Below are 26,980 nucleotides of genomic sequence, written 5' to 3' on the forward strand. Positions count from 1 at the left end.
CTGGGCTCATGCCGAGCGGGTATCGTCGGACAGGGCGTAGGGCAGCGCCCGCGGCTGGATGATCGGACCGGCGGGCGAGCCGGCGTGCAGGGGGGCTTGGCCTTGCGCGGCGGCCAGCGAGCTTTCGTACAGGACCGCGACCCCGCCGCCTTCGCGCGCCGCGTTGACGATGCGGCCGCAGGGCTGCTCGTCGCCTTCCTGGAAGACGTCGGCACCGGCCAGCGCCTGCGGATCCGGCTGCCCGCCGGCGACATGGCCGGCGAACATGCGGCGCTTGAGCTTGCCGAGGTAGTGGCTGCGCGCGACCACTTCCTGGCCGGGATAGCAGCCCTTGGTGAAGCTGACCCCGCCGATCAGCTCCAGGTTGACCATCTGCGGCACGAACAGGTCCTGCGTCGGCGCCGTGATCCAGGGCAGGCCCGAAGCGATGTCGGCGGCGCGCCAGGCCTGGGCCAGGCCGGCCTGCGCCGGGGCCCCCAGCGCGGTGCCCAGCCGTTGCAGCGCGTCGTCCGTTCCTATCCACCACCAGCGCGGCGACGCGTCGGCGGCGGGGGCCGCGATCCAGGTGGCGTCGGGCAGGTCGGCGCGCGACCAGGGCGCGGCGGGCAGCAACCCGCCCGCGGCCGCCTGCAGGGCCGCCGCATCGGTCCCGCGCCAGACGCCGGCCACGCGCAGCGGCGTGGCGGCAAGCTTGACCTTGGCGCGCAGCACGAACATGGACAGGCGCTTCTGCAGCGCCTGGGCGATGCTGGCATCGACCAGCGCCAGCACGCGCGGGACCGGATCGGCGGGATCGGGCTGGGCGCGCCAGACGATGGCGCTGGCAAGCAGCCGGCCCTTGGCCGTGCAATAGCCGGCAAGCCGCGCGTCGGCGTCGCCAAGTTTCTTGACGTCTTGGGTCAGTTGTCCCTGCAGGAATTCGATCGTGTCTGCACCCCGGGCTTCGAGCACGGTCAAATGGTCCAGCGGCGCGATGTGCGCGAGGGCGGCATCCGGCCGCGCGCTCGCGGATAAAATCTCTTGGACGGACATCTTGAAACGGTCGATGAGGTCGATCGAAGTATTATAGGCGCCCATGCCCAAACGACATTTTTCCCTGAAACGCGCGCTGGCCATATCGTTCGCCGCGCTGTTGCTGGCATCGCTGGCCATCGTCGGCGCAGGCGTCGCGTGGCTGCGCATGCCGCTTTCCCTGCCCGCGGACAAGGTGGACTTCGTCATCGACGAAGGCACGACCATGCGGGGCATCGCCCGGCAGGTGCGCGAGGCCGGCATCGCCGTGCCGCCCGAGGTCCTGATCGCCTATGCGCGCGTGACGGGCACCGAACGCCGCATCAAGGCCGGCGGCTACGAAGTGGCGCGCGGCGATTCGCTGTGGACGCTGCTGAACCGGCTCGCGCGCGGCGACGTCACGCAGCGCGAGATCCGTTTCATCGAGGGCTGGAACTTCCGCCAGATACGCGCGGCCCTGCGCCGCCATCCCGACGTGCGCCAGACCCTGGACGGCCTCGACGACGCCACGGTCACGGCCAAGATCGGCGCCTCGACCAGCCATCCCGAAGGGCTGTTCTTTCCGGACACCTATCTGTTCGCCGTGGGCTCGAGCGACATCGACATCCTGCGCCGCGCCTATCGCGCGCAACAGCGGGAACTGGCCGAGATCTGGGCGCAACGCGATCCGGACCTGCCGCTGGGCTCGCCGTACGAAGTCCTGATCCTGGCCTCCATCATCGAAAAGGAAACCGGCATGGAGGCCGATCGCCGGCGCATCGCCGGCGTGTTCGTCAACCGGCTCAGGGTCGGCATGCCGCTGCAGACCGACCCGACTGTCATCTACGGCCTGGGCGAGGTCTTCGACGGCAACCTGCGCCGCCGCGACCTGCGCGCCGACACCCCGTGGAACACCTACACGCGCCGCGGGCTGCCGCCCACGCCCATCTCGAACCCGGGCCGGGCCTCGCTGCTGGCCGCGGTCCAGCCCGAGAAGCACAAGTACCTGTATTTCGTCTCCCGCGGCGACGGCACCAGCGCCTTCTCCGAGACCCTGGACAGCCACAACCGCTACGTCGCGCGCTACCAGCTCAGGGGGCAGGGGTTGCAGCCGCCGCCGTCCATGCAGACCGAGGCGGTGCAGCCATGAGCGCCGGCGCGAACGCGGCCGTGCGCCGCGGCCGTTTCATCACGCTCGAGGGCGTGGACGGCGCTGGCAAGAGCACGCACCTGGAATGGCTCGTGGCCCGGCTGCGCGAGGCCGGCCTGGATGTGGTGCAGACCCGCGAGCCCGGCGGCACGCCGCTGGCCGAGAAACTGCGCGAGCTGCTGCTGAACGAACCCATGCGGCTCGATACCGAGACCCTGCTGATGTTCGCCGGGCGCTGCGAGCACGTGCGCACCGTGATCGAGCCGGCGCTGGCGCGGGGCCAGTGGGTGGTCTGCGACCGCTTCACCGACGCCACCTACGCCTACCAGGGGGGCGGCCGCGGCCTGGCCGCCGAGCGCATCGCGGTGCTGGAGCAATGGGTGCACGAGGACTTGCAGCCGGACGTGACCTGGTTGTTCGACGTCCCGCTGGAAGTGTCCCGCGAACGGCTGGGGCGGGGCCGCACCCTGGACCGTTTCGAGCGCGAGGACGACGCCTTTTTCGAACGCACGCGCGCGGCCTATCATGCCCGGGCCAAGGCGGATCCGGCGCGTTTTCGCATCATCGATTCGACCCGGCCGATCGAGGCGGTCCGGGCGGAGCTGGCCGCCCAGCTGCAGGCCTGCATCGCCGCGGCGGATGGCCCATGAGCCTGCCCCGGTTCTATCCCTGGCATGAAGAAACGGCCCGCGCCTGGCTGGGCGAAGAACAGCGGCGACGCTTTGCCCACGCCTGGCTCATCCACGGACTGGCGGGCATAGGCAAGGTCGAGTTCGCGCGCGCCGCCGCCGCCGGCCTGTTGTGCGAGTCGCCGCAGGACGGCATGGCCTGCGGGCAGTGCCCCGCCTGCACCTGGTATGCGTCGGGCAACCATCCCGACTTCCGCCGCGTCCGTCCCGAAGCCGTGGCGCTGGCCGAAGGCCAGGCCGAAGAGGGCGACGCCGAGGAAGAAGCCGTCGATGCCGACGGCAAGAAGGCCGGCAAGCGCGCCCCCTCGCGCGAGATCCGCATCGAGCAGATACGCGCCCTGGAGTCCTGGGCCAATACCGGCACGCACCGGGGCGGCCTGCGGGTGGTGGTGTTGTATCCGGCTGAAACGCTCAACACCATTTCAGCCAACGGCCTCCTGAAGATCCTGGAGGAACCGCCCCCCCAGACCGTGTTCCTGCTCGTGTCCGACGCGCCCGACCGGCTGTTGCCCACCCTGGTGTCGCGCTGTCGCCGGCTGCCCCTGGGAACGCCGGCGCCCGAGCCCGCCCTGGCCTGGCTGCAAGAGCAGGGCGTCCAGGACGCGGCCGCGCAACTGGCCGCCGCCGGGGGGGCGCCGGTCGCGGCCTGGCGCCGTGCCGAAGCCGGCGTTCCGCCCAGGGCGTCATGGCTGGACACCTTCGTGACCGCGCTCGCGCAAGGCAAGCCGCCCGACCTGGGGCAGATCGTCGACGCGCTGGACAAGATTCCCGCCGCCGAGTGGATCGACGCCCTGCAACGCCTGGCCATCGACGTGGCCCTGGCCCAGGCCGGCATGGGCGCGCGCTATTTCCCCGACCTGGCCTCCCAGAGTGCGAAGATAGGCGAGCGCGCCGAGCGCGGCCGGGTGGCCGAGCTGTCGCGCTGGCTCACCCGCCAGCGCAGGATCGCCGACCATCCGCTCAATGCACGGCTGTTCGCCCAGGATGTGCTGGCCCAGGCCAGCGCGGCCTGCCTGGGCCGCCGCCCCAAGCGGGCCTAGGTGCCCGCTCCCGCTGGTACTATGGATTCCGCAGCCTTACCGTCTTCCTTTCCCATGTTCGTCGATTCGCATTGCCATCTGGATTTTCCCGAACTGGCCGCGCAACTGCCCGAGATCCTCGAGCGCATGCGCGGCAACCACGTCGCCCAGGCGCTGTGCGTCAGCGTGAACCTGCCCGACTGGCCTCGGCTGATGGAGCTGGTGCGGGGCCATGACAATCTTTGGGCCTCGGTGGGCGTGCACCCCGACTACGAGGACACCCCCGACCCCACGGTCGAGCAATTGGTCGAGCTGGCGGCGACTCCGAAGGTCGTCGCGATAGGAGAAACCGGGCTGGACTACTACCGGCTGACGGGTGACCTGACCTGGCAGCGCGACCGCTTCCGCAACCATATCCGTGCCGCCCGGCGGACCGGCAAACCCCTGATCATCCACACCCGCTCGGCGGCGGAAGATACGCTGCGCATCATGGAAGAAGAGGGGGCGGCGGAAGTCGGCGGCGTGATGCATTGCTTCACCGAATCCCAGGCAGTGGCGGACGCGGCCATCGCGATGAATTTCCACATCTCCTTTTCGGGCATCGTCACCTTCAAGAATGCGCGGGAACTGCAGGAAGTGGCCCGCAACATCCCGCTGGACCGGATCCTGATCGAAACCGATTCGCCATACCTGGCGCCCGTACCCCACCGGGGCAAGCTGAACGACCCGTCCAAGGTGATCCACGTCGCCGAGAAGATCGCCGACCTGCGGGGCATCACGGTCGAAGCGGTGGCGGAAGCGTCGACCAAGAATTTTTTCAATCTATTCAAAGATATACAGCGTTAACTTAAAGTTAGAAATAACTTTAATCCAGCTGTTCGATGTTGAAGAAAAAAGCTTTTCAATCAATGGCTTGGAAAGCAAATATAAGGAAACGCATTATGTTTGGCTCGTGGGCGCGGCGCGGATGGGGGTTCCTGTTGCTGTGGTGCTGGCTGACCGCGTTCTCGGCGGCGCAGGCAGGCGCGGAAGAGGATTTCTGGATCGCCATCCGCAACGACCGCGCGTCCACGGTCAAAACGCTGCTCGCGCGGGGCATGGATCCCAACATGCCGAATGCCGCCAGCAATACGCCGCTGCTCGAAGCCATCAAGGAAGAGGCCTGGGGCGTCTATGACGTCCTGCTGGCCGACAAGCGCATCGACGTGAATCGCCAGAACCGGCTGCGCGAGACGCCGCTGATGTACCTGGCCATCCGGGGCGAGGCCGCGCGGATGGAAAAACTGATCGAGCGCGGCGCCGAGGTCAACCAGGAGGGCTGGACGGCGCTGCACTACGCCGCATCCAAGGGCAACGACGACGCGGTGCGCGTGCTGCTGGAGCACTATGCCTACATCGACGCCGAATCGCCCGGGAAGATGACGCCCCTGATGATGGCCATGCGCTACGACCATACTTCGACGGTGAAGCTGCTGCTGGACGAAGGGGCGGATGGCTACGTCCGCAATGCCGAGGGCAAGAACGCCGTGGATGTCGGCCGGGACGCGGGCAACACGATACTGGCCAACAACCTGGTCGAACGCCTGAACCAGGACCGCCAGCGCCGGCAACAGCAGCAGCGCCGCTAAGCGGGAAAGGCGGGCAGGCTGCCCGTCCGCAGGCGGATGCCGATCTCGTCGCCCATGCGATGCCCGTCCTCGCGGGGCATCTGCGCCAGCACTTCGCTGCCCGAGGGCAGGCGCAAGGTGTACAGGTAGCCCGGGCCGCGAAAGACCTTGTGGACCAGCCGCGCCCGGATGGGGCTGTCGGCGTCGGCCAGCAGGTCGTCGGGCCGCAGCAGGACCCGGACATCGCCGTTCGTGGAAACAGGGCCGGGCGCATCGATATCGCCGAATTCAAGCCGGATGCTGCCGTTGCCTGTCGGCCGGCCCGGCACCAGCACGCCGGCGCCGATGAAGCCGGCCACGAACGCCGTGGCGGGGTGGTGATAAAGATCGTAGGCCTTGCCCCACTGCACGATCCGGCCTTGCTCCATCACGCCGATCTCGTCGGCCATCGCGAAAGCCTCGGCCTGGTCGTGCGTCACCAGGATCGCAGTCGCCTCGGCCTCCTTCAGGATGTCCCGTATTTCGCCGGCCAGTCGCTCGCGCAGGTCCACGTCCAGGCTGGAAAAGGGCTCGTCCAGCAGCAGCAGTTCGGGGCGTGGCGCCAGCGCGCGGGCCAGCGCCACGCGCTGCTGCTGGCCGCCGGACAGCTCGTGCGGATACTTGCCGCCCAGCGAGGCCATGCCGACCAGGGACAGGAGCCCTTTTACCCGCGCGGCGCGGGCCGCGGCCGGTTCGCGCCGCAGGCCGAAACCGACGTTGTCTTCCACCGACAGGTGAGGGAACAGCGCGTAGTCCTGGAACATGACACCCACCCGGCGTTTCTCGGGGGCCAGGCTGCGGCGCGGCGTGGCGACGACTTCGCCGTGCAGCGCGATGCTTCCGGCCAGCAGGGGTTCGAAACCGCTGATCGCGCGCAGCACCGTGCTCTTGCCGCAGCCCGATGGCCCCAGCAGGCAGCCGATGCGGCCTTCGTGCAGGGCCAGCGACAGGTCGTCGACGACGACGTGCATGCCGGTCGGCATGCGATAGCCCAGGCGGACGTGATCGAGCTGCAGGTGAGGGTGGGGCATGGGGGCGGACGGATTGCGCAAGCGCATGAATATAATTCGTATTCCTGCTTGCCGCCAACGCCAGGCGGACCTTCGCGCCCGCGTCGTCCGTCGATTTGTCCTGGTATCCGATGCACCGACGCACCGCGCTTTCCTGGCCGGCCGCCGCCGTGGCCGCCTTCATCGCCTTGCCCATCGTCAGCCTGCTGTGGTCGGTGTCGAACGCCGACGCCGGCGCCCGGGACATCCTTGCCCACCTGGCCGGCACGGTGCTGCCGGGCTATGTCGCCACCTCGCTGCTGCTGATGGCGGCCGTGGGCGCGGGCGCCGCCGTCGTGGGCGTCGCCACCGCCTGGGTCGTGGCGGCCCACGATTTCCCCGGGCGGCGCGTCTACGAATGGGCGCTGATCCTGCCGCTGGCCATGCCGACCTATGTCATGGCCTATGCCTTCACCGACTTCTTCCAGTTCTCGGGGCCGGTGCAGACCCTGCTGCGGGACCTGACCGGTCAGCCCCGGCTGCCATGGTTCCCGGCCATCCGGTCGTGGTACGGGGCGGCGCTGGTCTTCATCTTCGCGTTCTATCCCTACGTCTACCTGCTGACGCGCACGGCCTTCCTCGAGCGCAGCCCGCGCCTGTCCGAGGCCGCGCGCACGCTGGGCTGCGGCCCGGCGCGGGCTTTCTTCGCGGTGGTGCTGCCGCTGGCGCGGCCCGCGGCCGTGGCCGGCATCACGCTGGTGCTGATGGAGACGCTGGCCGACTACGGCGCGGTGTCGTACTTCGGCGTGCAGACCTTCACCACCGGCATCTACCGGGCCTGGCTGTCCATGGGGGACCGCATCGCCGCGGCCCAGCTGGCGTCGGCCCTGCTGGCCTTCGTGTTCGTGCTGGTCTGGCTGGAGCGCCGCAGCCGGACCCGCCTGCGCTTTCACGCGGGCGCCCAGCGCCACGAGCAGGCGCCGCGCCGGCTGTCGGGCCGCCGGGCGGTCTGGGCCAACCTGGTATGCCTCGTACCGCTGACCTTGGGATTCCTGCTGCCCGTGGCCATCATGCTGCGGTTCGCCGCCCAGGATTTCCACGTCATCGACTGGAACCGCTATGCCATGTGGCTGGGCAATACCCTGCGGCTGGCGGCCACGACCTCGGTGCTGGCCGTGGTGCTGGCGCTCGGGCTGGCCTACGCCGCCCGCCTGGCGCCCGGGCGGCTGGTGCGCGCCGCCAACAGCGTGGCGGGCATGGGCTACGCGGTGCCCGGCGCGGTGCTGGCGGTGGGCCTGTTGATCCTGGTGGGCGCGCTGGACGGCCGGCTGGAGGCGTGGGGATGGTCGTTCCAGGGCACGCTGACCGGCACGCTGACGCTGCTGGTCTATGCCTACCTGGTCCGCTTCCTGGCGGTGGCGCTGCAAACGACGGAGGCGGGGCTGGCCAAGATCACGCCGTCCCTGGATGCCAGCGCGCGCAGCCTGGGGGCGGGGACCTGGGAACTGCTGGCGCGTGTGCACCAGCCGCTGTTGCGGCGCAGCCTGCTGACCGCCGCCTTGCTGGTGTTCGTGGACGTGATGAAGGAGCTGCCCGCGACCCTGGTGCTGCGGCCGTTCAACTTCGACACCCTGGCCGTCATCACCGACCACCTGGCGGCGGACGAACGGTTGGGAGAGGCCGCCGTCCCGGCCCTGACCATCGTGCTGGCCGGCCTGCTGCCGGTGATCGTGCTGGCCCGGGCCATTTCCCGGCGGGACAAGCTTACGAAAAGCTGAAAGATTTGACGGGAGAGATGGGAATGACAATAATTCCCATCTCGTTGCCAACTCGACCTTATCCCGAGGCCTCGTCCATGCTCAAGCTTTCCCTGCTGACCGCCGCGTTGCTGGCCGTCTCCGCCGGCGCCCACGCGCAGGAACTGAACATCTATTCCGCCCGCCATTATCAGACGGACGAGCTGCTCTACAAGGGATTCACCGACCAGACCGGCATCAAGATCAACCGCATCGAGGCCGGCGATGCCGCGCTGGTCGAGCGCCTGAAGAGCGAGGGCGCCAAGAGCCCGGCCGACGTGATCCTGATGGTCGACGCCGCGCGCTTGTGGCGCGCCGAGGCCGACGGCCTGTTCCAGCCGGTCAGCTCCAAGGTGCTGGCCGAGCGCATTCCCGCCAACCTGCAAGGCGGCGAACCGGGCAAGGACCCGCAATGGTTCGGTTTCTCCACGCGCGCCCGCGTCATCGTCTACAACAAGGCGACCGTCAACCCGGCGGACGTCGATACCTACGAAAAGCTGGCCGACCCCAAGAACAAGGGCAAGGTCTGCACGCGGTCCGGCTCCCACCCCTACATGCTGTCCCTGCTGGGCTCGCTGATCGAGCGCAACGGCGAGGCCGCGGCCGAGAAGTGGGCCCAGGGCATGGTGGCCAACATGGCGCGCAGCCCGCAGGGCGGCGACACCGACCAGATCAAGGGCGTGGCCTCGGGCGAATGCGGCGTCGCGCTGACCAACAACTACTACTACGTGCGCATGGCCCGGTCCGACAAGCCCGAGGACAAGGCCGCAATCGCCAAGATCGGCTTCCTGTGGCCCGACCAGGCGGGGCAGGGCGTGCACATGAACGTCGCCGGCGGCGCGGTGGCCCGCCATGCGCCGCACAAGGAAGCCGCGATCAAGTTCCTGGAATACCTGGCCAGCGACAAGGCGCAGAACTATTTTGCCGCGGGCAACAACGAGTGGCCGGCCGTGCGGTCGGTCAAGACCGACAACGCCGCGCTGGAAGCGCTGGGTCCGTTCAAGGCCGAGACGGTGTCGATCGGCGCGATCGGCCGCAACCAGGTCACGGCCCAAAAGATCCTGGACCGTACCGGATACCGTTGATCGTTCCTGCCGCTCTGTAGAATGGGGGGATCGCCCCCCATTCTCATTGTTCGCGCATGCCCGCTTCTTCGCCGCTCGCTCCCGGTTTCATGGTCGTCCACGGCAATCGGCTGGAGGAACTGCGCGGGCTGGCGGTGTCATGGATGAAGCGGTATCCGCTGGCGCCGCTCGAGAACGAAATCATCCTGGTGCAGAGCAACGGCATCGCGCAGTGGCTGAAGTTCGCCCTGGCGGCCGATCCGGACGAGGCGGGGGCGCAAGGCTGCGGGATCGCGGCGGCGGTGGCGGTGCAACTGCCGGCGCGCTTTCTCTGGCAGGCCTACCGCGCGGTGCTGGGCAAGGACCTGCTTCCCGAAACATCTTCGCTCGACCGCAACGGCTTGACCTGGCGTCTGCTGCGCCTGTTGCCGCAGGTGCTGGGCGACGAGGTGTTCCTGCCGCTGCGGCGCTTCCTGGCCGACGACGACAGCATGCGCAAGCGCCATCAACTGGCCGAGCGGCTGGCGGACCTGTTCGACCAGTACCAGGTGTACCGCGCCGATTGGCTGGACGACTGGGAGCATGGGCGCGACGTGCTGCGGACATCGCGGCGCGGCACCGTGCCGCTCGGCGCGGAGGACCGCTGGCAGGCCGCCTTGTGGCGCGCGGTGCTGGCCGACGTGGGCGACGATGGCGTGATCCAGAGCCGGGCGCGCGTGCACCGGCGCTTCCTGGCGCGGCTGGCCGAGGCCGATGCGCCGCCGCGGGACCTGCCGCGCCGGGTGATCGTATTCGGGATCTCGTCCATGCCGGCGCAGTCGCTGGAGGCGCTGGCGGCACTGTCCAAGTTCTGCCAGGTCCTCTTGTGCGTCCATAATCCCTGCCAGCATCACTGGACCGACATCGTCGCCGACCAGGACCTGCTGCGCCACCAGTACCGGCGGCACCAGCGCAAGCCTGGCATGCCCGCGGCGCCGGACGCGCAGGCCATGCACCGCTTCGGCAATCCGCTGCTGGCGGCCTGGGGCAAACAGGGCCGCGACTACATCCACCTGCTCGATACCTACGACATTCCCGAGCGCTACCAGGAGCATTTCGCTTCCATCAGCGACCGCCGCATCGACCTGTTCAGCGAACCGCCCGCCGAGCACCTGCTGGCCCAGGTCCAGGACGACATCCTCAATCTGCGCTCGCTCGAGGAAACGCGGGAACAATGGCCGCCGGTGGACGTCGAGACCGACGCCTCCATCCGTTTCCACATCGCCCACAGCCCGCAGCGCGAGGTCGAGATCCTGCACGACCAGCTCCTGGCCCGCTTCGATGCCGACCCCAGCCTGCGGCCGCGCGACGTCATCGTCATGGTGCCGGACATCGATGCCTACGCGCCGCACATCCGGGCAGTGTTCGGCCAGATCGATCCGCGCGACCGCCGCCACATTCCCTATACGCTGGCCGATCAGGGGCAGCGCGGCCGCGAGCCGCTGCTGATCGCGGTCGAGCACCTGCTGCGGCTGCCCGAGAGCCGTTTCGCGGTCAGCGAGATACTGGACCTGCTGGACGTGCCGGCCGTGCGCCAGCGCTTCGGCCTGCGCGAAAGCGACCTGCCGCAGTTGCATCGCTGGATCGCCGGGGCGGGCGTGCGCTGGGGCGTGGACGCGGGCCAGCGCGCCAGCCTGGGCCTGCCCGGGGGCATGGAGCAGAACACCTGGCGCTTCGGCCTGCGCCGCATGCTGCTGGGCTACGCGGTGGGCGCCGCGCCGGCGTTCGAGGGCATCGAACCCTATGACGAAGTGGGCGGCCTGGACGCGGCGCTGGTCGGATCGCTGGACGCCTTGCTGGAGAGCCTGGAACGCATCCGCGCCGCCCTGGCGACGCCGGCCGCGCCCCAGGCCTGGGGATTCCGGCTGCGGACCCTGATGGCCGATCTCTTCACGCCGACGACCGAGCGCGAGGAAGCCGCGCTGGCCAGCCTGTCGCAGTTGCTGGACGACTGGCTGGAGGTGTGCGAGCGCGTCGGCCTGGAGGAAACGTTGCCGCTGGTGGTGGTGCGCGAGGCCTGGCTGGGCGACCTGGATCGCAGCCGCCTGAACCAGCGCTTCCTGGCAGGGTCGGTCAACTTCTGCACCCTGATGCCGATGCGGGCGATCCCGTTCCGCGTCGTCTGCCTGCTGGGCATGAACGACGGCGACTATCCCCGGGTCCAGACGCCGCCCGATTTCGACCTGATGCGCGCCGACTACCGGCCGGGCGACCGTTCGCGCCGCGAGGACGACCGCTATCTGCTGCTCGAGGCGCTGCTGTCGGCGCGCGACGCGCTGTACGTGAGCTGGGTCGGCCGCAGCGTACGCGACAACGCCGAGCGGCCGCCTTCCGTGCTGGTGGCGCAATTGCGCGACCATCTTGCCGCGGGCTGGAAAAGCCAGGACGGCGCGGACCTGCTGGACGGCCTGACCACGGTCCATCCGCTGCAGCCTTTCAGCCCGCGCTATTTCGCCTCGCGCTCGGGGCGGCTGTTCACCTATGCGCGGGAATGGGCGGTGATGCACGAGCCCCGGGCGTCCGGGGCGCCCATGCCGCAGGCCCTGCCGCCGCCCCCGGCCGGCGCCGTCCTGGAACTGGCGCAGTTGCAGGCCTATGCCCGAGACCCGCTGCGGGCCTTCTTCAACCAGCGGCTGAAGATCCATTTCGACGATGCCGAAGAGGCGGCGGAGGACGAAGAACCCTTCGCGCTCGACGGCCTGACCCATTACCAGTTGAGCGAGCGCTTGTTGCTGGCCGGCTTGTCCGCGGACGACGCCGACGAGGCCCTGGACAGGCTGCACGCGACGGCCAGGATGTTGGCGCGCGGCGGCGAGCTGCCGCTGGCCGGATTCGGCGAACGCGTGGCGCAGGCGCTGATCGCGCCGCTGCCCGACGTGCTGGCGCGGCATCGGGAGTGGCGCGCGCGCTGGCCGCTGGCATGCGAGGTGCCGGCCGCGGTGGAGTTCCGGCATGGCGAGATCTCGTTGCAGGGCTGGCTGGGCGGACTGCGGCGCAACGACGACGGCGGGCACCTCTGGCTCGAGGCCATTCCCGGCGAGCTGGGCGTGGCCGCGCGCCTGCCACGATGGCATCGGTTGATCCGGCCTTGGGTGGCGCATCTGGCCGGCAATGCGACGGGGCTGTCCCTGCACACCGTGCTGGTCGCCACCGACGGCGAATTCAGCCTGCCGCCCGTGGCCGAAAGCGAGGCGCGGGCCTGGCTGGGCGACCTGATCGACGCCTGGGACGCCGGCATGCGCCTTCCGCCGCCGGTGGCCGTGCGCACGGCGTTCGCGTGGCTGGCCGCGCTGCCGGACGAGGCGGCGGCATACGAGCAGGCGCGCAAGACCTACGAGGGCGGGCCCACCATGCCCGGCGAGGTCGACTGCAATCCCTATCTGATGCGCCAGTTCCCGGACTTCCAGGCCTTGTGGTCGGACGAGGAGTTCGGTTCCTGGGCCCGGACGCTGTATCTGCCGCTGTTCGAAACGGCCCGGCCGGCGCGTACCGAGAGGAAAACCGGGGGAGAGCGGGCATGAGCGCTTGGTCCCCGACACGCGACCTGGCACTGACCCTGCCGCTGCGTGGCAGCCGCCTGATCGAGGCCAGCGCCGGCACGGGCAAGACTTTCACCATTTCCGCGCTGTTCGTCCGACTCGTGCTGGGGCATGGTGGCGAGAGCGCCTTCGGCCGCGAGCTGCTGCCGCCCGAGATCCTGGTCGTGACCTTCACCGATGCCGCCACCCAGGAACTGCGTGACCGCATTCGCGCCCGGCTGGCGGAGTCCGCACGCTATTTCCGCGAGGAAACCGAGGCGCCGGATACCTTGATCGCTGCTTTGCGTGGCGACTACCCCGAGGCCGACTGGCCCGCCTGCGCCAGCAAGCTGGACGTGGCGGCGCAATGGATGGACGAGGCCGCGGTGTCCACCATCCACGGCTGGTGCCAGCGCATGCTGCGCGAACACGCCTTCGACAGCGGCAGCCTGTTCACGCAGACACTGGAAACCGACCATACCGACCTCCTGGCCGAGGTCGTGCGCGACTATTGGCGCGAACATTGCTATGCATTGCGGGACGAGACGCTGGACTGGGTGTCGACGAACTGGATCACCCCCGATGCCTTGCGGCGGCGGATTTCGCCTTTGCTGGCCCATGCATCGCCACGCGACATCCCCGGCACCTTGGCGGACATCTACGCCAGTGCCCGTGCCCGCCGCGCCGCGGCGCTCGCCCAGCTGAAAGCTCCGTGGACCGCCTGGAGCCAGGAATTGCGCGCACTGTGCGATGCGGCCTGCGCCGCCAAGCGCGTCAACGCCCGCAAGTTCCAGGCACGCTGGTACGGCCCCTGGTTCGACCGCTTGTCCGCCTGGGCGTCCGATCCCGCGCTGGAAATCCTGGACCTGGGAACGGGATTCCAGCGCCTGACTCCGGCCGGCATGGCCGAGATCTGCGAGGCCGGCCATCGCATCGACCATCCCGCGCTGGATGCCATGGTCGACCTGCCGCGCCTGCTTGCCCGACTGCCATCGGCCGATGCCGACATGCTGGCGCACGCCGCGTATCGGGTGCGGATCCGCTTCGACGAGGAAAAGCGGCGCCGCGCCGAAATGGGTTTCGACGATATGCTGACCCGCCTGGATGCGGCGCTGCGCGGCGAGAACGGCGATCGGCTGGCCCAGGTCATCCGCGCCCAGTTCCCGGTGGCGCTGATCGACGAATTCCAGGATACCGATCCCGTCCAGTACCGGATCTTCGACCGCGTCTACCGCGTCGCCGACGACTCCGACGATTGCGCGCTGCTGATGATCGGCGATCCCAAGCAGGCCATCTACGCCTTCCGCGGCGCCGACATCCATACCTATCTGCGCGCCCGCCGGGCGACCGCGGGCCGCCACTACACGCTGGGCACCAACTTCCGCTCCAGCGCCGGCATGGTCGCCGCGGTCAACGCCGTATTCGAGACTGCCGAGAACCGGCCGGACGGGCAGGGCGCCTTCCTGTTCCGGCGCGGCGGCGACGACCCGCTGCCCTTCGTGCCGGTAGCGGCGCAGGGCAGGGCGGAGTCCCTGGTCACGGACGGCGCGCCCGCCGCGCCGTTGACCTTCTGGCTGGCCGACCAGGACGCGCCCATCGCCGGCGGCGCCTACCGCGCGGCCATGGCCGCCACCTGCGCCACCGAGATCGTCCGCCTGCTGGCCGGCGGCCGGGCGGGGAACACGGGCTTCCTGCAAGACGGCGCGATCCGCGGCCTCGCGCCCGCCGACATCGCGGTGCTGGTGCGCGACATGGGCGAGGCCCATGCCATCCGTTCCGCGCTGGCCGAACGCGGCGTGCGCAGCGTCTACCTGTCGGACAAGGACTCGGTGTTCGACGGCCAGGAAGCCGCCGACCTGCTGCGCTGGCTGCATGCCTGCGCCGAACCCGACGACGACCGCAAGCTGCGCGCGGCGCTGGCCAGCGCGACGCTGGACCGGCCGCTGGCCGAGCTCGACCGGCTGAACCGCGACGAGCGCTTCTGGGAGTCCTGGGTGCTGCGTTTCCGTGGCTACCGCGACCTGTGGCGGCGCCAGGGCGTGCTGCCCATGCTGCGGCGCTTCATGGACGACTTCGGGCTGCCGGCGGCGCTGGCCCGGCGCGCGGACGGCGAACGCGCCCTGACCAACCTGCTGCACCTGGCCGAACTGCTGCAACAGGCGGCCGGCGAACTGGACGGCGAGCAGGCCCTGATCCGCCACCTGGCGGAGCACCTGGCGCAGGACGGCCAGGCCAACGAAGCCCAGATCCTGAGGCTGGAAAGCGATGCCCAGTTGCTCAAGGTCGTGACGGTCCACAAGTCCAAGGGGCTGGAATATCCGCTGGTCTTCCTGCCGTTCGCCTGCTCATTCCGGCCCGCCGACCGTACCCGCCCGCCGCTGCGCTATCACGACGAATCCGGCCGACTGGTCGTCAGCATCGCGCCCGGCGAGGCCGAGGAGGCGCTGGCCGACCGCGAGCGGCTGGCCGAAGACCTGCGTCTGTTGTACGTGGCGCTGACGCGGGCGCGCCATGCCTGCTGGCTGGGCGTGGCCGACCTCAAGCGCGGCCGCGCCGCCGAATCGGGTTGGCCGCTGTGCGCGCTGGGCTATCTGGCCGGTGGCGGCGAACCGCTGGCGGGATCGGCCCGGCTGGAGTCCGTGCTGCGCGCCCTGGATCCTTCCGGGGCCTTGCTGCGCACCGTGCCGGCCCCACGGCCGGACACCGTCGTCCTGGACATGCAGGCCGACGGTCCCGCCGAACCCGTGTACCGCACGCCCGGACGCCAGTCCGGCGAGCCGTGGTGGATCGCTTCCTACAGCGCCTTGCGCGTCGCCAGCCTGGCCGACGGCGACGAAGATGCGCGCGAGGCCCGCCTGCACGGCGACACCAGCCCCGAGACGCCCGAGGCGCAAAAGCTGTTCGACGACGACGTTCCCGACACGGACGAAACGCTGGCCGCGCCGGCAGGCACCGGCATGCACCGCTTTCCGCGCGGGCCGGGACCGGGCACCTTCCTGCACGGCCTGTTCGAGTGGGCAGGGGAGGAGGGCTTCGGCGCCGCCGCGGCCGATCCGGACCGCCTGGCCGACGCCGTCGCGCGCCGCTGCAACCGCCGCGGCTGGGAAAGCTGGATCACGCCGCTGAGCCGCTGGCTGTCGGGCGTGCTGACCGAACGGCTGCCGCTGGGCGCGGGGCGGAGCTTCCGGTTCGCGGAGCTCGAGTCCTACCGGGTCGAAATGGAATTCTGGTTCGAAAGCCGCCACGTCGACGTCGCGCGCATCGATGCGCTGGTCCGGCGCCACGTCGTGCCGGGCGCGGCGCGGCCCGGGCTGGAGCCGGCCATGCTCAACGGCATGTTCAAGGGCTTCATGGACCTGACCTTCGAACACCAGGGGCGCTATTACGTGGCCGACTACAAGTCGAACTGGCTGGGCGCGACCGACGCGGCCTACACCACCGCCGCGATGGAAAGCGAGATCCTGGCCAAGCGCTACGACCTGCAGTACGTGCTGTACCTGCTGGCGCTGCACCGGCAGTTGACGGCGCGGCTGCCGGACTACGACTACGACCGCCACATGGGCGGCGCGCTGTACCTGTTCCTGCGCGGCACCCGGGCGCCGACACGCGGCGCGTACTTCGATCGCCCCCCGCGCGAACTGATCGAGCAACTCGACCGCCTGTTCGCCGGCGTTGCGGAGGCACAGACATGACCCGGGCTTCCTCGAACTACGAATTGCCGTTCGATGCGCCCGCGCCGCAGGCTTCGCCGGACCTGCGCGACCGCGAATCGCTGCTCGGGCTGCTCGATGCCTGGGTCGAGCGCGGCTGGTTGCGGCGGCTGGACCGCGCCTTCGTCGGCTTCCTGCTCGAGTGCCGTCCCGATACCCAGCCCCTGGTGGCGGTGGCCGCCGCGCTGGCCAGTCATCAATTGGGGCACGGTCACGTCTGCCTGGACCTGGCCCTGACGCTGGAGCGGCCCGACGAGGCGCTGTCCCTGCCGCCTGAGGGCGACATGGGGCCCTCGATGCGCCTGCCGTCCGACCTGCTTGCCGGCGTGGATGCCGCGACGTGGCTGGCCGCGCTGGCCGGCAGCCCGCTGGTGGCGGATGCCGCCAGGGCGGACTCGACCGACGAGGGGCGGCCGCTGGTGCTCGATGCCGGCCGCCTGTACCTGCGGCGCTACTGGGACTTCGAGCGACGCATCGCCCAGGCCCTGCGGGAGCGCCTGGCGCACCCGGTCGAGACACCGCCGAACCTCGCGCAATCGCTGGCGTTGCTGTTCGACGAAACCCAAGCCGCGGACAGCGGTCCCGACTGGCAGAAGCTGGCCTGCGCGCTGGCCGCCCGGGGCCGCATCGGCATCGTCACCGGTGGACCGGGAACCGGCAAGACCACCACGGTCGTGCGCCTGCTCGCGCTGCTGCAGATGGCGGCGGTAGAAGCGGGGCGGCCGCTGCGCATCCTGCTGTCCGCGCCCACCGGCAAGGCGGCGGCCCGCCTGTCGGCATCCATCGCCGAACAGGTCGGACGACTTCCCGTTTCCGACGCTGTCCGGGCGGCCATCCCGACCGAAGTCTCGACGCTGCACCGGCTGCTGGGCAGCCGGCCGGACACGCGCCATTTCCGCCACCATGCCGGTAATCCCTTGCTCATCGACATGCTGGTCGTGGACGAGGCGTCGATGATAGACGTCGAAATGATGGCGCACTTGATGGCCGCCTTGCCGCCTCACGCCAGGCTGGTCCTGCTGGGCGACAAGGACCAGCTCGCGTCGGTGGAGGCGGGCGCCGTGCTGGGCGATCTCTGCCGCGACGCCGATGCCGGCCACTACACGCCCGAGACCCTGGCCTGGCTCGAACAAGCCAGCGGCGAAAGCCTGGCCGGCACGGGGCTGTCGCCCGGCGATGCCGAACGCCATGCGATGGCGCAGCAGATCGTCATGCTGCGCCGCTCGCGCCGCTTCGGCGCCGGCAGCGGCATCGGGCAACTGGCCCGCGCGGTCAACGCCGGGCTGCCGCAGGAAGTACGAACCGTGCTGGAACGAGAATCCGCCGCGCCCGATCCCGACGTCTATGACACGCGCGGCATCCGGCCGGACGCGCTCGACCGGCTGCTGCTGGATGGCCATCCGGCCTCCGCGCGCGGCAAACCCTGTGGCTATGCGCACTACCTGGACGTCATGCAGCGCACCCGTCCGGCCGCGGATATCCCGGGCGACGATCCCGCCTGGGAAAGCTGGGCGGCCCGGGTGCTGGCGGCCTTCGACGCCTTCCGCCTGTTGTGCGCCGTCCGCAAGGGAGAGCAGGGGGTCGAAGGCCTCAACGCGCGCATCGCGAGGGCGTTATGCGCGCGCGGACTGATCGAACAGGAGCTGGGCTGGTACGAAGGTCGTCCCGTCCTCGTCACCCGCAACGACTACGCCCTGGGCCTGATGAACGGCGACATCGGCATCGCGCTGCGCGTGCCGCAAGGCGACGGGGAAGGCACCGCGCTGCGCGTGGCCTTCCCGCGCAGCGACGGCACCGACGGCGTGCGCTTCGCGTTGCCGAGCCGGCTCAACGCCGTGGAAACCGTCTACGCCATGACCGTCCACAAATCGCAAGGCTCGGAATTCGCGCACACCGCCTTGCTGCTGCCGGATCGGACCAGTCCCATCCTTACGCGGGAACTGGTCTATACCGGCGTGACGCGCGCGCGGACGTGGTTCACGATGGTGGAGACGGCGCCGGGGGTGCTGGAGGAAGCGGTGGCCCGGCGGGTGCGGCGCATCAGCGGATTGTCGGTCTGAGGTTGAAGCCGTATCAATCCATGGTCACGCCGGCTTCGACGATGACCTTTTTCCACCGTACGCGCTCAGCCTCGATGAACGCCTGGGCTTGTTCCGGGGTCGAGGACCTGGCTTCGGCCCCCAGTGCGAGGAAGCGTTTCTTCACGCCGTCGTCGGCCAGAATGGCCGCCAGTGCCTCGTTCAGCCTGTCGACGATGGGGGCCGGCGTGCCCGGCGGCGCCATCAGCGCGAACCAGGCACTGCTCTCGAAGCCTGGAAACCCGGATTCGGCGGCGCTCGGGACATCGGAGGCGATCTCGGTACGTGCGTGGTCGGCTACCGCCATGATGCGCACCTTGCCGGTGTCGCGCAGCTTGAGCACGGCCGAAATGTTCCCGAAGAAAAGATCGACGCGGCCCGCCATCAGGTCGGTCAGCGCGGGACCTTCGCCCTTGTAGGGAACGTGGACCAGCGAGGTGCCCGACATCGTCGCGAACAACTGTCCGGTCAGGTGCGACGTCGAACCGTTGCCCTGGGAGCCGTAGGTCAGCTTGCCGGGATGGGCCTTGGCGTAGGCGATCAGTTCCTGCACCGATCTGACCGGCAACGAGGATTTGACCGTGATGGCGTTGGGGCTGCCTGCCAACAAGCCTATTGCCGCGAAGGACGAGGGTTTGAAGGTCAGGTCCTTGTACAGGTACTCGTTGATCGACAACGGCCCAGGGGGCGTGGCCAGCAGGGTATAGCCGTCGGGTGCGGACCCGTAGACCTCGTGGGCACCGATGTTGCCACCCGCGCCCGGGCGGTTCTCGACCACCACCGGTTGCCCCCATCGATCGCCCAGTCGCTGGCCGACGATGCGTGCAAGAGAATCGATGGTACCGCCGGCCGGGAAGTCGACCACGATACGGATCGGGCGCGAAGGATAATCGGCGGCGCCAGCGGAGGTGGAACAAGCCAGCGCGCAAGCTGCCAGCAACGGGTAAGCCTGGAATTTCATGGAAATGTCTCCTCTCCTTGCCGTTCTGCGACGGCTGGACGGCTGGATGAACCGGCGGGTGCCGGGGTAATGGATCAGAAGGGGTAGGCGGGGGGCCGGTCCTGAACGGTGACCCACTGCCACTGCGTGAATTCGTCCCAGTTGGCGGGGCCGCCGATACGGCCGCCATTCCCCGAGGCCCCGACGCCGCCGAAGGGCACGCGAGGATCGCCAGCCACCGTCTGATCGTTGATGTGCAACAGCCCTGTACGCAGGCGGCGACCCAAGGCCATTGCCCGAGCCACCGAGCGCGAGACGACCGCGGCAGACAGCCCGTAGTCGGTACGATTGGCCAGGGCAACGGCTTCCTCGTCCGAGGAGAAAGGCGTCACCACGGCGACCGGTCCGAATACTTCTTCGTCGAAGGCCGGCATGCCCGGCCGCACGCCATCCAGCACCGTGGCGGCATAGAACGGGCGATCGGCCATGCCGCCCGCGCACAGCCGCGCGCCAGCTGCGATCGTGCGCTTGACCAGTTGGTCGACGCGTTCGAGCTGGCGGGCATTGATCATGGGGCCGAGCCGCACGCCCGCTTGCCGCGGATCGCCCGTTTTCATCTTGCCGGCCTTGGCGGCCAGCAGATCGGCCAGGCGACGGGCGACGCTTTCGTGGGCCAGGATGCGGCCCGTGGCCATGCAGATCTGGCCCTGGTGCATCCATGCGCCGAACGCGGCGCAACCGGCGGCGAGCTCCAGATCGGCATCGTCGAGGACGATCAGCGAATTCTTGCCGCCCAGTTCGAGCGATACTTTCTTCAAATGCTCGCCGCACAGCGCCCCTACGCGCCTGCCTGCGGCGGTCGATCCGGTGAAGGCCACCATGCCGACCAGCGGATCCACGCACATCGCCTCGCCCACCTCGGCGCCACCCGGCAGTACGTGGAACAGGCCGGCCGGCAGCCCGGCGTCCTCGAACAAGCGAGCGATATAAAGACCGCCGCTGACCGCTGTCTGCGGGTCCGGCTTGAGCACGACGGCATTACCCGTAGCCAGGGCAGGCGCCACGGCGCGCATGGACAGGGTCAGCGGGAAATTGAACGGTGCGATCACGCCCACCACGCCATGCGGAATACGCCGGCCATAGCTCAGTTTGTCGGCGGCGGAAGGAAATACCAACCCCTGGGGTTCGCCCAGCATCGAGGCAGCCTGGTGGAGGGTCAGCATGGCCGAGCGCAGCTCCATGTCCGCCTTGGCCCGAATGGCGCCTGTCTCGCGCATGATCCATTGCGCCGCTTCGTCGCGATGGCCGTCGACCAAGTCGGCTGCCCGGCGCAGGATCGCCGCCCGTTCCTCGTGCGGTGTGGCGGCCCACGCCGGCTGGGCATGCGCGGCCTGGCGGGCCGATGCCGACAGCGCGGCGGGCGTCGCCAGCGTCAGGCTCGCCAGGCGGGCACCGTTCGCCTTGTCGACCGCGTCATAGGCCAGGCCATCGGCCGGGGTCCATGCCCCCTGGAACAGCTTGCCGGCCCAGGCCCCGGCATCCAGGAAGTCCGGAGTCCTCATGCCAGCACCTGCTCGGAAATGGGATCAAGCATGACTTCGACGACGGCACTGCGGCCTGCCCGCACGGTTTCCAACGCTTCCTGCAACGTGCCGCGCAGCGCCTGGCCTTCGCTGACGCGAAAGGCCGCCGCGCCGCCCGCCGCGGCGGCTATGTCCGCCAGCCGGGCGCCGTCCGCTACCGTTATCCAGTAGCGATCCCTGCTTTTCGCCGTGGACTGGGCATGTACCAGGTTCGTGGAGACCTTGGGGGAATTCCAGCCCCGGTTGTTGTAGACGACGGTAAGAATGGGGGCGCCGTAGGTCTGCGCCACCCAATAAGTGCTGCTGGGCACTCCGAACAGGAAGCTTCCGTCGCCGCTGAGCGCGATCACCTCGGCCCCGGGATCCGCCAGCTTGACACCCACGGCGGCGTTGATGCCCCAGCCCAGGCCGCTGCCGCCGTTGACGTAGTAGCTACCGGGCCGGTTCAGCCGCAGCGTCGATAGAATGGTCTCGGTTCCGGAAGGCTCTTCGCACACGATCACCGTGCGGTCGTTGACCAGTTCGCCCACCGCTTCCGTCAACTGCCTGACAGTGATGCCGCCCTGCCTGACGGATAGGGAGGGCAGGGGAGCGGCCGCCACCCGCTGGCGCGCCTCGGCTATCCATCGCAGCCGCTCGGCCGGCACCGGTTCCGCGCGATCGCGGCCGTAGTCCAGCAACTGCCGCAGGACATAGTCGCTGTCGGCAAGATAGCTGCGGTGCGCGGGGAAATGCCAGAACCCCATGCCTTCCTTCACCGGGTCGGCATCGATGTGAAACAGACGCGCGCCCGCGGCCGGGCCCGTGCGCGAGACGATCCACGGCACGTCCACGTCCAGCATCAGGATGAGATCGGCGTCGGCCACCAGCGCATTGCGCCGGTAACCGGCATGGTGCGGATGCTCGCCAGGAAAGTTGACGTACTGCGGCGCGATCTCGGCCACCGGCAGGCCCAGCCGCTCCGATAATTCCACCAGGCGGCCGACGGCGGCCTGATTGCGTCCCAGGTAGGTCGTCAACACCAGGGGCCGCCGGGCTTGCGACAGCGCCCCGTGCAATTCCGCCACGGCTTCCTCGCGCAAGCCGCCGAGACGGGCAGGGGACCAGTGCTCAAGCGCCTCGTCGGGCAGGGGCTCGGCCGGGCCTTCCCAGACTTCCCGCGCGCCGGTCAGATAGATCGGGCCTTCGGGTGCGGTGGTCGCCACCTGTATCGCGCGCATCAGCACGTTGTCCAGCATCTCGGGTGCGCGCAATTCGTAGGTCCACTTCATGTACTGCGCCGCGATTTCATGCTGGCGCGGAGCATCCTGCGTGTAGTGGATGAACTCGGTGCGCGCGCCGGCGCGGTCGCCGCTTACGGTCACGGGCGACAAACCGGCCACGATGATGGCGGGCACACGGCCCCGCGAGGCGTTGTGCAGGCTGCAACCCAGGTTCTGCGTACCGACGTCCACGTGCACCAGCACGATCTGCGGGCGGCGCGTCACCATGGCATAGCCGTGGGCGGCGGTGAGGGCGGTCATCTCGTGCGGACAAACGACGATCCGGGGCATGGCGGTGCCTTCGCCGTCGATGGCCGCGAAGGCCTCGATGAACGCCGGGTGGTCGCTGCCCAGGTTGGTGAAGAAGTAATCCACGCCCAGCCTGGCAGCAAGCTCCAGCAGGCGGCGCGCGGCAGTGGTGGCAACTGCCCGGGAAGTCATGACTGCGGTATCTCCATGTTCGCGGCGGCCGCATCTGGCGTGCGCCCGCGTCGGAATTCATAGTAGGCTTGCCGTAGTCATTTTTTAAGTTTATTTGTTGTATTCCAAGAATTCACAAAATGAATGCATAAGGCCATGAACCTATACCGTTCCGACCTCAATCTGTTCTCTGTCTTCCAAGCCATGCTGGAGACCCGCAGCGTGACGCTGGCCGCAGACCGCTTCGGCATCACGCAGCCCGCGATGAGCAATGCCCTGACCAGGCTGCGCCAACTCTTGGGCGATCCATTGTTCGTCAACAGCACGAGCGGCATGCAGCCTACGCCGTACGCGCTGGAGATCGCCGAGACCGTGATCAACGCCCTGAGCGGCCTGCAACAGGCGCTGGATCACCGCAAGAATTTCGACCCTGGCGTCAGCGAGCAAACCTTCCGTTTCCACATTCCCGACATGGGGCAGGTCAACATCCTGCCCATGCTGCTGGAGCGCTTGCAGCAGGTGGCCCCTAGAGTGCGGGTGCAAACCGAGACCCTGTCGCAGGAGGACATACGCGTCGGACTCGAGAACGGACGCATCCATTTCGCCGCCGGCCACCTGCCCAGGCTGCGCGGCAGCCGCCTGAGAACCCAGCATCTGTTCGAGGAACGCTACGTGGTCCTGATGCGCGCCGGACATCCGTTGTCCCGCGGCACGCTGACCCAGAAATTGCTGTTGCAGGCACCGCACGCGGTGGTGACATCCCTGGGAGGCGGTCACCAGATCATCGAGGAGGTGCTCCTGAAGAAGCACGCCCGCATCGTCACGTACTTTCCCAACATCATGGCGCTGGCCATGACGCTGACGCGCACCGACCTGGTCGCTATCGTGCCGCGCCGGGTCGCCACGGAACTGGCCAAGGAAGGCAGGTTGCAAGTCGCGCAGTTGCCCATAGCCATGCCGGCCTTCGACGTGGCGATCTTCTGGCACGAACGCTCGCACACCAGCCCGGCGTGTATCTGGATGCGGGAACAGATGATCGATCTCTTCATGACATGACGCGAGAAGCAGGCACGGGGGCCGGCGTATCGACGAGCCTGATGTGGCGCCGGGGGAAACGGTGGCTCCGACATCCCGATTATGCGCATAATGTATATTATGTAAAGTAATGGGCAGGAGCAGCCGAGCGTATGTGCGGATCGCGGCCCGGTCCGCCTTCCCTGCGAACCGTCTCCGGCTTCTCTTCGAGGAAAGACTCAGGCCGCCTGCGAAGCCCTCTTGGCGCGCGAAGCTCCCTTCTTGGACTCGACCAGCCGGATCGAGTGCACCATGCGCTCGAGCAAAGCGACCAGGGTTTCGCGGTCTTCGATGTCGAGATGGGACATGATCTCTTCCAGATACGCCCAGTGTCCCGGCAGGATGTTCTTCAGGAATTTTTCCCCCTGCGGGGAGATGGACACCAGCAGCGAACGGGAGTCGGTCGCATTCAATTCCTGGCGCACCAAACCTTTGTCGCGCAGCACGCGCACGATGCCTGACAGATTGGTGCGCCGGACGGCCATCATCGTCGCCAACTGATGCATGGCCAGCGGCTGGCCTACACGATGCAGCACGGTCAGTACGTTGAACTGCGCGCAATTGAGTCCGGTCGGCGCCAGCTCCGCGGTCTGGTTCCGGTCCAGCACAGCCGCGGCGCGGTACGTGGCCAGCAACACCAACAGTGCCGAGGGATCGATGTTTCCGGCCTCGAGCGCGCTCAGTTCGGCCTGCTTGCGGAGTCTGACGGGTAGATGCGCCGAATTCGGCGCATCGTCTCTGAGTATGTTCTGGCTGGTCATGGTGAAAACAAGCGGAAATGGTCCATTACCAGAGACGGGGATGCACGGGCACGGCAGCCGGCTCCGGCGCGCCGCGCGGCAAGATCACTTCGGCGCTGCGCGGCGAGGATTCAACCATACCATGAATGGTTTGGGGGAATCCCCTATTCTCTCAAGACCAAGCACTCCCTCCTCCGGCCTTCAGAACATGTGATTAAGGCCCAGGCCAAACTGCTTACGATCACGATCAACATTAGCGTTGAAATCACGATATGAGCCGAATGCCGCGAATGCATGGAAAGATGTGCGCTTCGTCAATTTGTACACGTAGCCGATGGCATAGACGTCCATTTTCTGGGACGTAAGCTTCTGATAACCGCCCATCACGGCTCCATTTCCCACCGGCACAGTCACGCCAATGGAATAAGCATTGTCGTCATTGCGAGTCGTACTTACCCAGCCGGAGTCGTAAAGCGAACCGAGTGCAGTCGAGCTATATGCTGAACCCGCATTGCTCAGGGCATTCTTGATCCTGTTGTAGCCCACATGCGCTTTGATTACACCGAAATCATAGGAGCCCGCGGCGAGATAAGTGCTCGGATTGCGCTGAGTACCCGGAGTTCGCGTAGTCATATAGTGCAATATGGCAGAAACCGGTCCTGCCTCATAGCGCACGGCAACGTCACCCAGCCGGGTGTTGTTGTTGCTGCCGGGCACCTCCGCTCCATTAATGTTGAGACTGTATCCCCCAGCCATGGTAAAACCGGCCAGCTTGGGTGATTCGTAATAAATGGCATTATCAACGCGGCCGCCCCCATATTCGGTATCATCAAATGAAAACGTTGTGGTCACAGAGCCAATACCATAGGACAGACCAAATGGGCTGGCTATAAGTGCCGCCCATCGTTGCCCAAGATTCGTCGTGCGGCCGATTCTTACCGCGCCGAGATTCTTCGACTGCAGCCCAAGGTATGCGTCGCGGCCAAATAGGCGTCCGCCGTTGCCTTGTGTGCCCGTGTCAGGATTAAACCCGTTCTCCAAAACGAATAACGCGGCAAGATCACTGTTCAACTGCTCACGGCCGCGGATGCCGAAGCGAGAAGGCGCATAAATGCCATTTTCGATCCCGGTCCGGCTGGCAAAACCGTCGACTTTGCTGTAAACCAGACCCGTATCGACAATGCCGTAGAGCGTCACGGAGCTTTGCGCCTGGACGCCTCCCGTCAGCAGCGCTCCCAGATACAGAAGCAGTGAGACTTTTTTCATATTTCTTCCCCGAGGATAGGTTGTTGTGGGTTTCAACTCTATACATCACCCTATACCTTTGGGGTATAAATCCTGCCTCAGGAATTGATCGTTATCCCTACCTCGAATTTCTTTCGAATAAAATCACGCAGGCTCGCTACCGCCGGCGAGCGGTCATGCTTTCTATAATTGATGAAAACCTGAACCGACATCCTCGCGCCCGGAATGCTTCTATAAACCACGCCTTCTATCGGCAAACCGGAGAACGACTCGGGAACCAGTGTGAATCCGATGCCTTTACCAGCCATTTGCAGTGCTTCCCTGACATTGCGAGCATGGAGATGAACCACTGGCTGTCGTTTGGCGAAGCACACTGCGATACGTTCGTCGTATCGCAAGAGATCCTCTCTTGAATAAAGAATCAGCGGTGTTTCGCGAAAAATGCGCAAACCGATAAATGCATCGTCCACTCCCGGATGACACGCCGATGCCGCGATGAGAAGCGGTTCTTCCAGGAGTAATTCGGAAGCAATGACGTCATCCTGAACGGATTGGCAAGAAAAACCAATATGAATTTCCCTCGTTCGCAATCCCTCCAACTGCAATGCGACGGAGTCCTGAAAAACAGTTTTTACTGCGGCCTCCATGGTTTGGGCGCCAAAAATCTGAACGAATCCTGCAATCTGATCGTACAAAGAGCACGTGGCGATACCCACATCGATACACCGCCCGCCGCCTGCTATCTGCCGAGTGGTCTTCACGACAGAATCCGTCGTGCGCAAGATGCCGGTCATCCGCTCTTTGAAGAAATGCCCGGCATCGGTTAATCGGAGGTTTCTGGTGGTGCGATCCAATAGCCGCACGCCCAACTCTTCCTCGAGCCTCTGGATCTGCCGACTCAGGGGAGGTTGTGCAATAGCGAGTTTCCGAGATGCCCTGGTGAAACTCAGTTCCTCAGCAACAACGAGAAAGTAGCGCAGCCGACGAAGTTCCAACACGCACTCCTGAAGTTTGCTTTATCCGAGAAG

The 26,980-nt window shown here is 67.6% G+C and carries 19 protein-coding genes; 11 read left to right on the forward strand and 8 right to left on the reverse strand.

Annotated elements, in window-relative coordinates; translation table 11 throughout:
• Nucleotides 1-6 precede the first annotated feature (6 nt).
• On the reverse strand, nt 7-1,077 hold the full coding sequence (locus R4823_RS13345; protein ID WP_243724350.1) for a folate-binding protein: 1,071 nt from the start codon (nt 1,075-1,077) through the stop codon (nt 7-9).
• Here R4823_RS13345 and mltG point away from each other — a divergent pair.
• The 5 genes from mltG to R4823_RS13370 all read left to right on the forward strand — a co-directional run bounded on the left by mltG (nt 1,076) and on the right by R4823_RS13370 (nt 5,476).
• The gene (gene mltG / locus R4823_RS13350) at nt 1,076-2,140 is read left to right on the forward strand and encodes an endolytic transglycosylase MltG (protein WP_132978868.1); all 1,065 of its coding nucleotides are present in this window, start codon (nt 1,076-1,078) and stop codon (nt 2,138-2,140) included. The genes R4823_RS13345 and mltG overlap by 2 nt on opposite strands.
• On the forward strand, nt 2,137-2,790 hold the full coding sequence (gene tmk, locus R4823_RS13355) for a dTMP kinase (protein ID WP_132978867.1): 654 nt from the start codon (nt 2,137-2,139) through the stop codon (nt 2,788-2,790). The genes mltG and tmk overlap by 4 nt, the downstream gene beginning before the upstream one ends.
• On the forward strand, nt 2,787-3,869 hold the full coding sequence (gene holB / locus R4823_RS13360) for a DNA polymerase III subunit delta' (protein ID WP_132978866.1): 1,083 nt from the start codon (nt 2,787-2,789) through the stop codon (nt 3,867-3,869). The genes tmk and holB overlap by 4 nt, the downstream gene beginning before the upstream one ends.
• A gap of 54 nt (nt 3,870-3,923) precedes the next feature.
• The gene (locus R4823_RS13365; RefSeq protein ID WP_087840175.1) at nt 3,924-4,694 is read left to right on the forward strand and encodes a TatD family hydrolase; all 771 of its coding nucleotides are present in this window, start codon (nt 3,924-3,926) and stop codon (nt 4,692-4,694) included.
• Nucleotides 4,695-4,789: 95 nt separating this feature from the next.
• A complete protein-coding gene (locus tag R4823_RS13370; protein ID WP_176400793.1) occupies nt 4,790-5,476 on the forward strand; it encodes an ankyrin repeat domain-containing protein in 687 nt (228 codons plus the stop codon).
• Here the strand turns inward: R4823_RS13370 and R4823_RS13375 are convergent.
• Nucleotides 5,473-6,552, reverse strand: coding sequence for an ABC transporter ATP-binding protein (locus R4823_RS13375; protein ID WP_243724349.1), 1,080 nt, complete (start codon nt 6,550-6,552; stop codon nt 5,473-5,475). The genes R4823_RS13370 and R4823_RS13375 overlap by 4 nt on opposite strands.
• Before the next feature lie 83 nt (nt 6,553-6,635).
• Here R4823_RS13375 and R4823_RS13380 point away from each other — a divergent pair, with 83 nt between their 5' ends.
• The 5 genes from R4823_RS13380 to recD all read left to right on the forward strand — a co-directional run bounded on the left by R4823_RS13380 (nt 6,636) and on the right by recD (nt 18,670).
• The gene (locus R4823_RS13380) at nt 6,636-8,261 is read left to right on the forward strand and encodes an iron ABC transporter permease (RefSeq protein WP_087840173.1); all 1,626 of its coding nucleotides are present in this window, start codon (nt 6,636-6,638) and stop codon (nt 8,259-8,261) included.
• Nucleotides 8,262-8,338: 77 nt separating this feature from the next.
• A complete protein-coding gene (locus tag R4823_RS13385; RefSeq protein WP_132978919.1) occupies nt 8,339-9,364 on the forward strand; it encodes an extracellular solute-binding protein in 1,026 nt (341 codons plus the stop codon).
• A gap of 56 nt (nt 9,365-9,420) precedes the next feature.
• Nucleotides 9,421-12,903, forward strand: a complete 3,483-nt coding sequence (recC, locus tag R4823_RS13390; protein ID WP_132978864.1) for an exodeoxyribonuclease V subunit gamma — start codon at nt 9,421-9,423, stop codon at nt 12,901-12,903.
• Nucleotides 12,900-16,592, forward strand: coding sequence for an exodeoxyribonuclease V subunit beta (recB, locus tag R4823_RS13395; protein ID WP_338618961.1), 3,693 nt, complete (start codon nt 12,900-12,902; stop codon nt 16,590-16,592). The genes recC and recB overlap by 4 nt, the downstream gene beginning before the upstream one ends.
• Complete coding sequence (gene recD / locus R4823_RS13400) at nt 16,589-18,670, forward strand: exodeoxyribonuclease V subunit alpha (RefSeq protein WP_087840169.1); 2,082 nt, start codon at nt 16,589-16,591, stop codon at nt 18,668-18,670. The genes recB and recD overlap by 4 nt, the downstream gene beginning before the upstream one ends.
• A gap of 13 nt (nt 18,671-18,683) precedes the next feature.
• Here recD and R4823_RS13405 read toward each other — a convergent pair whose 3' ends face one another.
• From R4823_RS13405 to R4823_RS13415, 3 genes are all read right to left on the reverse strand, one after another.
• The gene (locus tag R4823_RS13405; protein WP_132978862.1) at nt 18,684-19,649 is read right to left on the reverse strand and encodes a tripartite tricarboxylate transporter substrate binding protein; all 966 of its coding nucleotides are present in this window, start codon (nt 19,647-19,649) and stop codon (nt 18,684-18,686) included.
• Between the two features lie 74 nt (nt 19,650-19,723).
• Nucleotides 19,724-21,190: a benzaldehyde dehydrogenase gene (locus R4823_RS13410; protein ID WP_338618964.1), complete on the reverse strand. Its 1,467-nt coding sequence runs from the start codon at nt 21,188-21,190 to the stop codon at nt 19,724-19,726.
• Entirely contained in the window at nt 21,187-22,914 is a 1,728-nt protein-coding gene (locus tag R4823_RS13415) for a thiamine pyrophosphate-requiring protein (protein WP_132978860.1), read from the reverse strand. Before R4823_RS13415 ends, R4823_RS13410 begins: the two co-directional genes overlap by 4 nt.
• Before the next feature lie 135 nt (nt 22,915-23,049).
• Between R4823_RS13415 and R4823_RS13420 the strand changes: the two genes are divergently transcribed.
• Nucleotides 23,050-23,949, forward strand: coding sequence for a LysR family transcriptional regulator (locus tag R4823_RS13420; protein WP_165962992.1), 900 nt, complete (start codon nt 23,050-23,052; stop codon nt 23,947-23,949).
• Nucleotides 23,950-24,146: 197 nt separating this feature from the next.
• On the opposite strand, the gene R4823_RS13425 is transcribed toward R4823_RS13420, so the two are convergent.
• The 3 genes from R4823_RS13425 to R4823_RS13435 all read right to left on the reverse strand — a co-directional run bounded on the left by R4823_RS13425 (nt 24,147) and on the right by R4823_RS13435 (nt 26,947).
• On the reverse strand, nt 24,147-24,728 hold the full coding sequence (locus R4823_RS13425) for a MarR family transcriptional regulator (protein WP_087780180.1): 582 nt from the start codon (nt 24,726-24,728) through the stop codon (nt 24,147-24,149).
• Between the two features lie 180 nt (nt 24,729-24,908).
• Complete coding sequence (locus R4823_RS13430; RefSeq protein WP_087780179.1) at nt 24,909-25,973, reverse strand: porin; 1,065 nt, start codon at nt 25,971-25,973, stop codon at nt 24,909-24,911.
• A 77-nt stretch (nt 25,974-26,050) separates the two neighbouring features.
• Nucleotides 26,051-26,947, reverse strand: coding sequence for a LysR family transcriptional regulator (locus R4823_RS13435; RefSeq protein WP_338618970.1), 897 nt, complete (start codon nt 26,945-26,947; stop codon nt 26,051-26,053).
• Nucleotides 26,948-26,980 lie beyond the last annotated feature (33 nt).

Source organism: Pigmentiphaga sp. CHJ604 (assembly GCF_036972535.1).
Taxonomy (GTDB): Bacteria; Pseudomonadota; Gammaproteobacteria; order Burkholderiales; family Burkholderiaceae_B; genus Pigmentiphaga; species Pigmentiphaga daeguensis.

What these genes read in the sequence shown, in the direction of transcription:
- R4823_RS13375 (WP_243724349.1), bottom strand. Translation starts at nt 6,552, where the DNA reads ATGCGCTTGCGCAATCCGTCCGCCCCCATGCCCCACCCTCACCTGCAG.
- R4823_RS13380 (WP_087840173.1), top strand. Translation starts at nt 6,636, where the DNA reads ATGCACCGACGCACCGCGCTTTCCTGGCCGGCCGCCGCCGTGGCCGCC.
- R4823_RS13365 (WP_087840175.1), top strand. Translation starts at nt 3,924, where the DNA reads ATGTTCGTCGATTCGCATTGCCATCTGGATTTTCCCGAACTGGCCGCG.
- R4823_RS13385 (WP_132978919.1), top strand. Translation starts at nt 8,339, where the DNA reads ATGCTCAAGCTTTCCCTGCTGACCGCCGCGTTGCTGGCCGTCTCCGCC.
- mltG (WP_132978868.1), top strand. Translation starts at nt 1,076, where the DNA reads ATGCCCAAACGACATTTTTCCCTGAAACGCGCGCTGGCCATATCGTTC.
- recC (WP_132978864.1), top strand. Translation starts at nt 9,421, where the DNA reads ATGCCCGCTTCTTCGCCGCTCGCTCCCGGTTTCATGGTCGTCCACGGC.
- R4823_RS13370 (WP_176400793.1), top strand. Translation starts at nt 4,790, where the DNA reads ATGTTTGGCTCGTGGGCGCGGCGCGGATGGGGGTTCCTGTTGCTGTGG.
- holB (WP_132978866.1), top strand. Translation starts at nt 2,787, where the DNA reads ATGAGCCTGCCCCGGTTCTATCCCTGGCATGAAGAAACGGCCCGCGCC.
- R4823_RS13410 (WP_338618964.1), bottom strand. Translation starts at nt 21,190, where the DNA reads ATGAGGACTCCGGACTTCCTGGATGCCGGGGCCTGGGCCGGCAAGCTG.
- R4823_RS13345 (WP_243724350.1), bottom strand. Translation starts at nt 1,077, where the DNA reads ATGGGCGCCTATAATACTTCGATCGACCTCATCGACCGTTTCAAGATG.
- R4823_RS13405 (WP_132978862.1), bottom strand. Translation starts at nt 19,649, where the DNA reads ATGAAATTCCAGGCTTACCCGTTGCTGGCAGCTTGCGCGCTGGCTTGT.
- R4823_RS13425 (WP_087780180.1), bottom strand. Translation starts at nt 24,728, where the DNA reads ATGACCAGCCAGAACATACTCAGAGACGATGCGCCGAATTCGGCGCAT.
- R4823_RS13420 (WP_165962992.1), top strand. Translation starts at nt 23,050, where the DNA reads ATGAACCTATACCGTTCCGACCTCAATCTGTTCTCTGTCTTCCAAGCC.
- R4823_RS13415 (WP_132978860.1), bottom strand. Translation starts at nt 22,914, where the DNA reads ATGACTTCCCGGGCAGTTGCCACCACTGCCGCGCGCCGCCTGCTGGAG.
- R4823_RS13430 (WP_087780179.1), bottom strand. Translation starts at nt 25,973, where the DNA reads ATGAAAAAAGTCTCACTGCTTCTGTATCTGGGAGCGCTGCTGACGGGA.
- recD (WP_087840169.1), top strand. Translation starts at nt 16,589, where the DNA reads ATGACCCGGGCTTCCTCGAACTACGAATTGCCGTTCGATGCGCCCGCG.
- recB (WP_338618961.1), top strand. Translation starts at nt 12,900, where the DNA reads ATGAGCGCTTGGTCCCCGACACGCGACCTGGCACTGACCCTGCCGCTG.
- tmk (WP_132978867.1), top strand. Translation starts at nt 2,137, where the DNA reads ATGAGCGCCGGCGCGAACGCGGCCGTGCGCCGCGGCCGTTTCATCACG.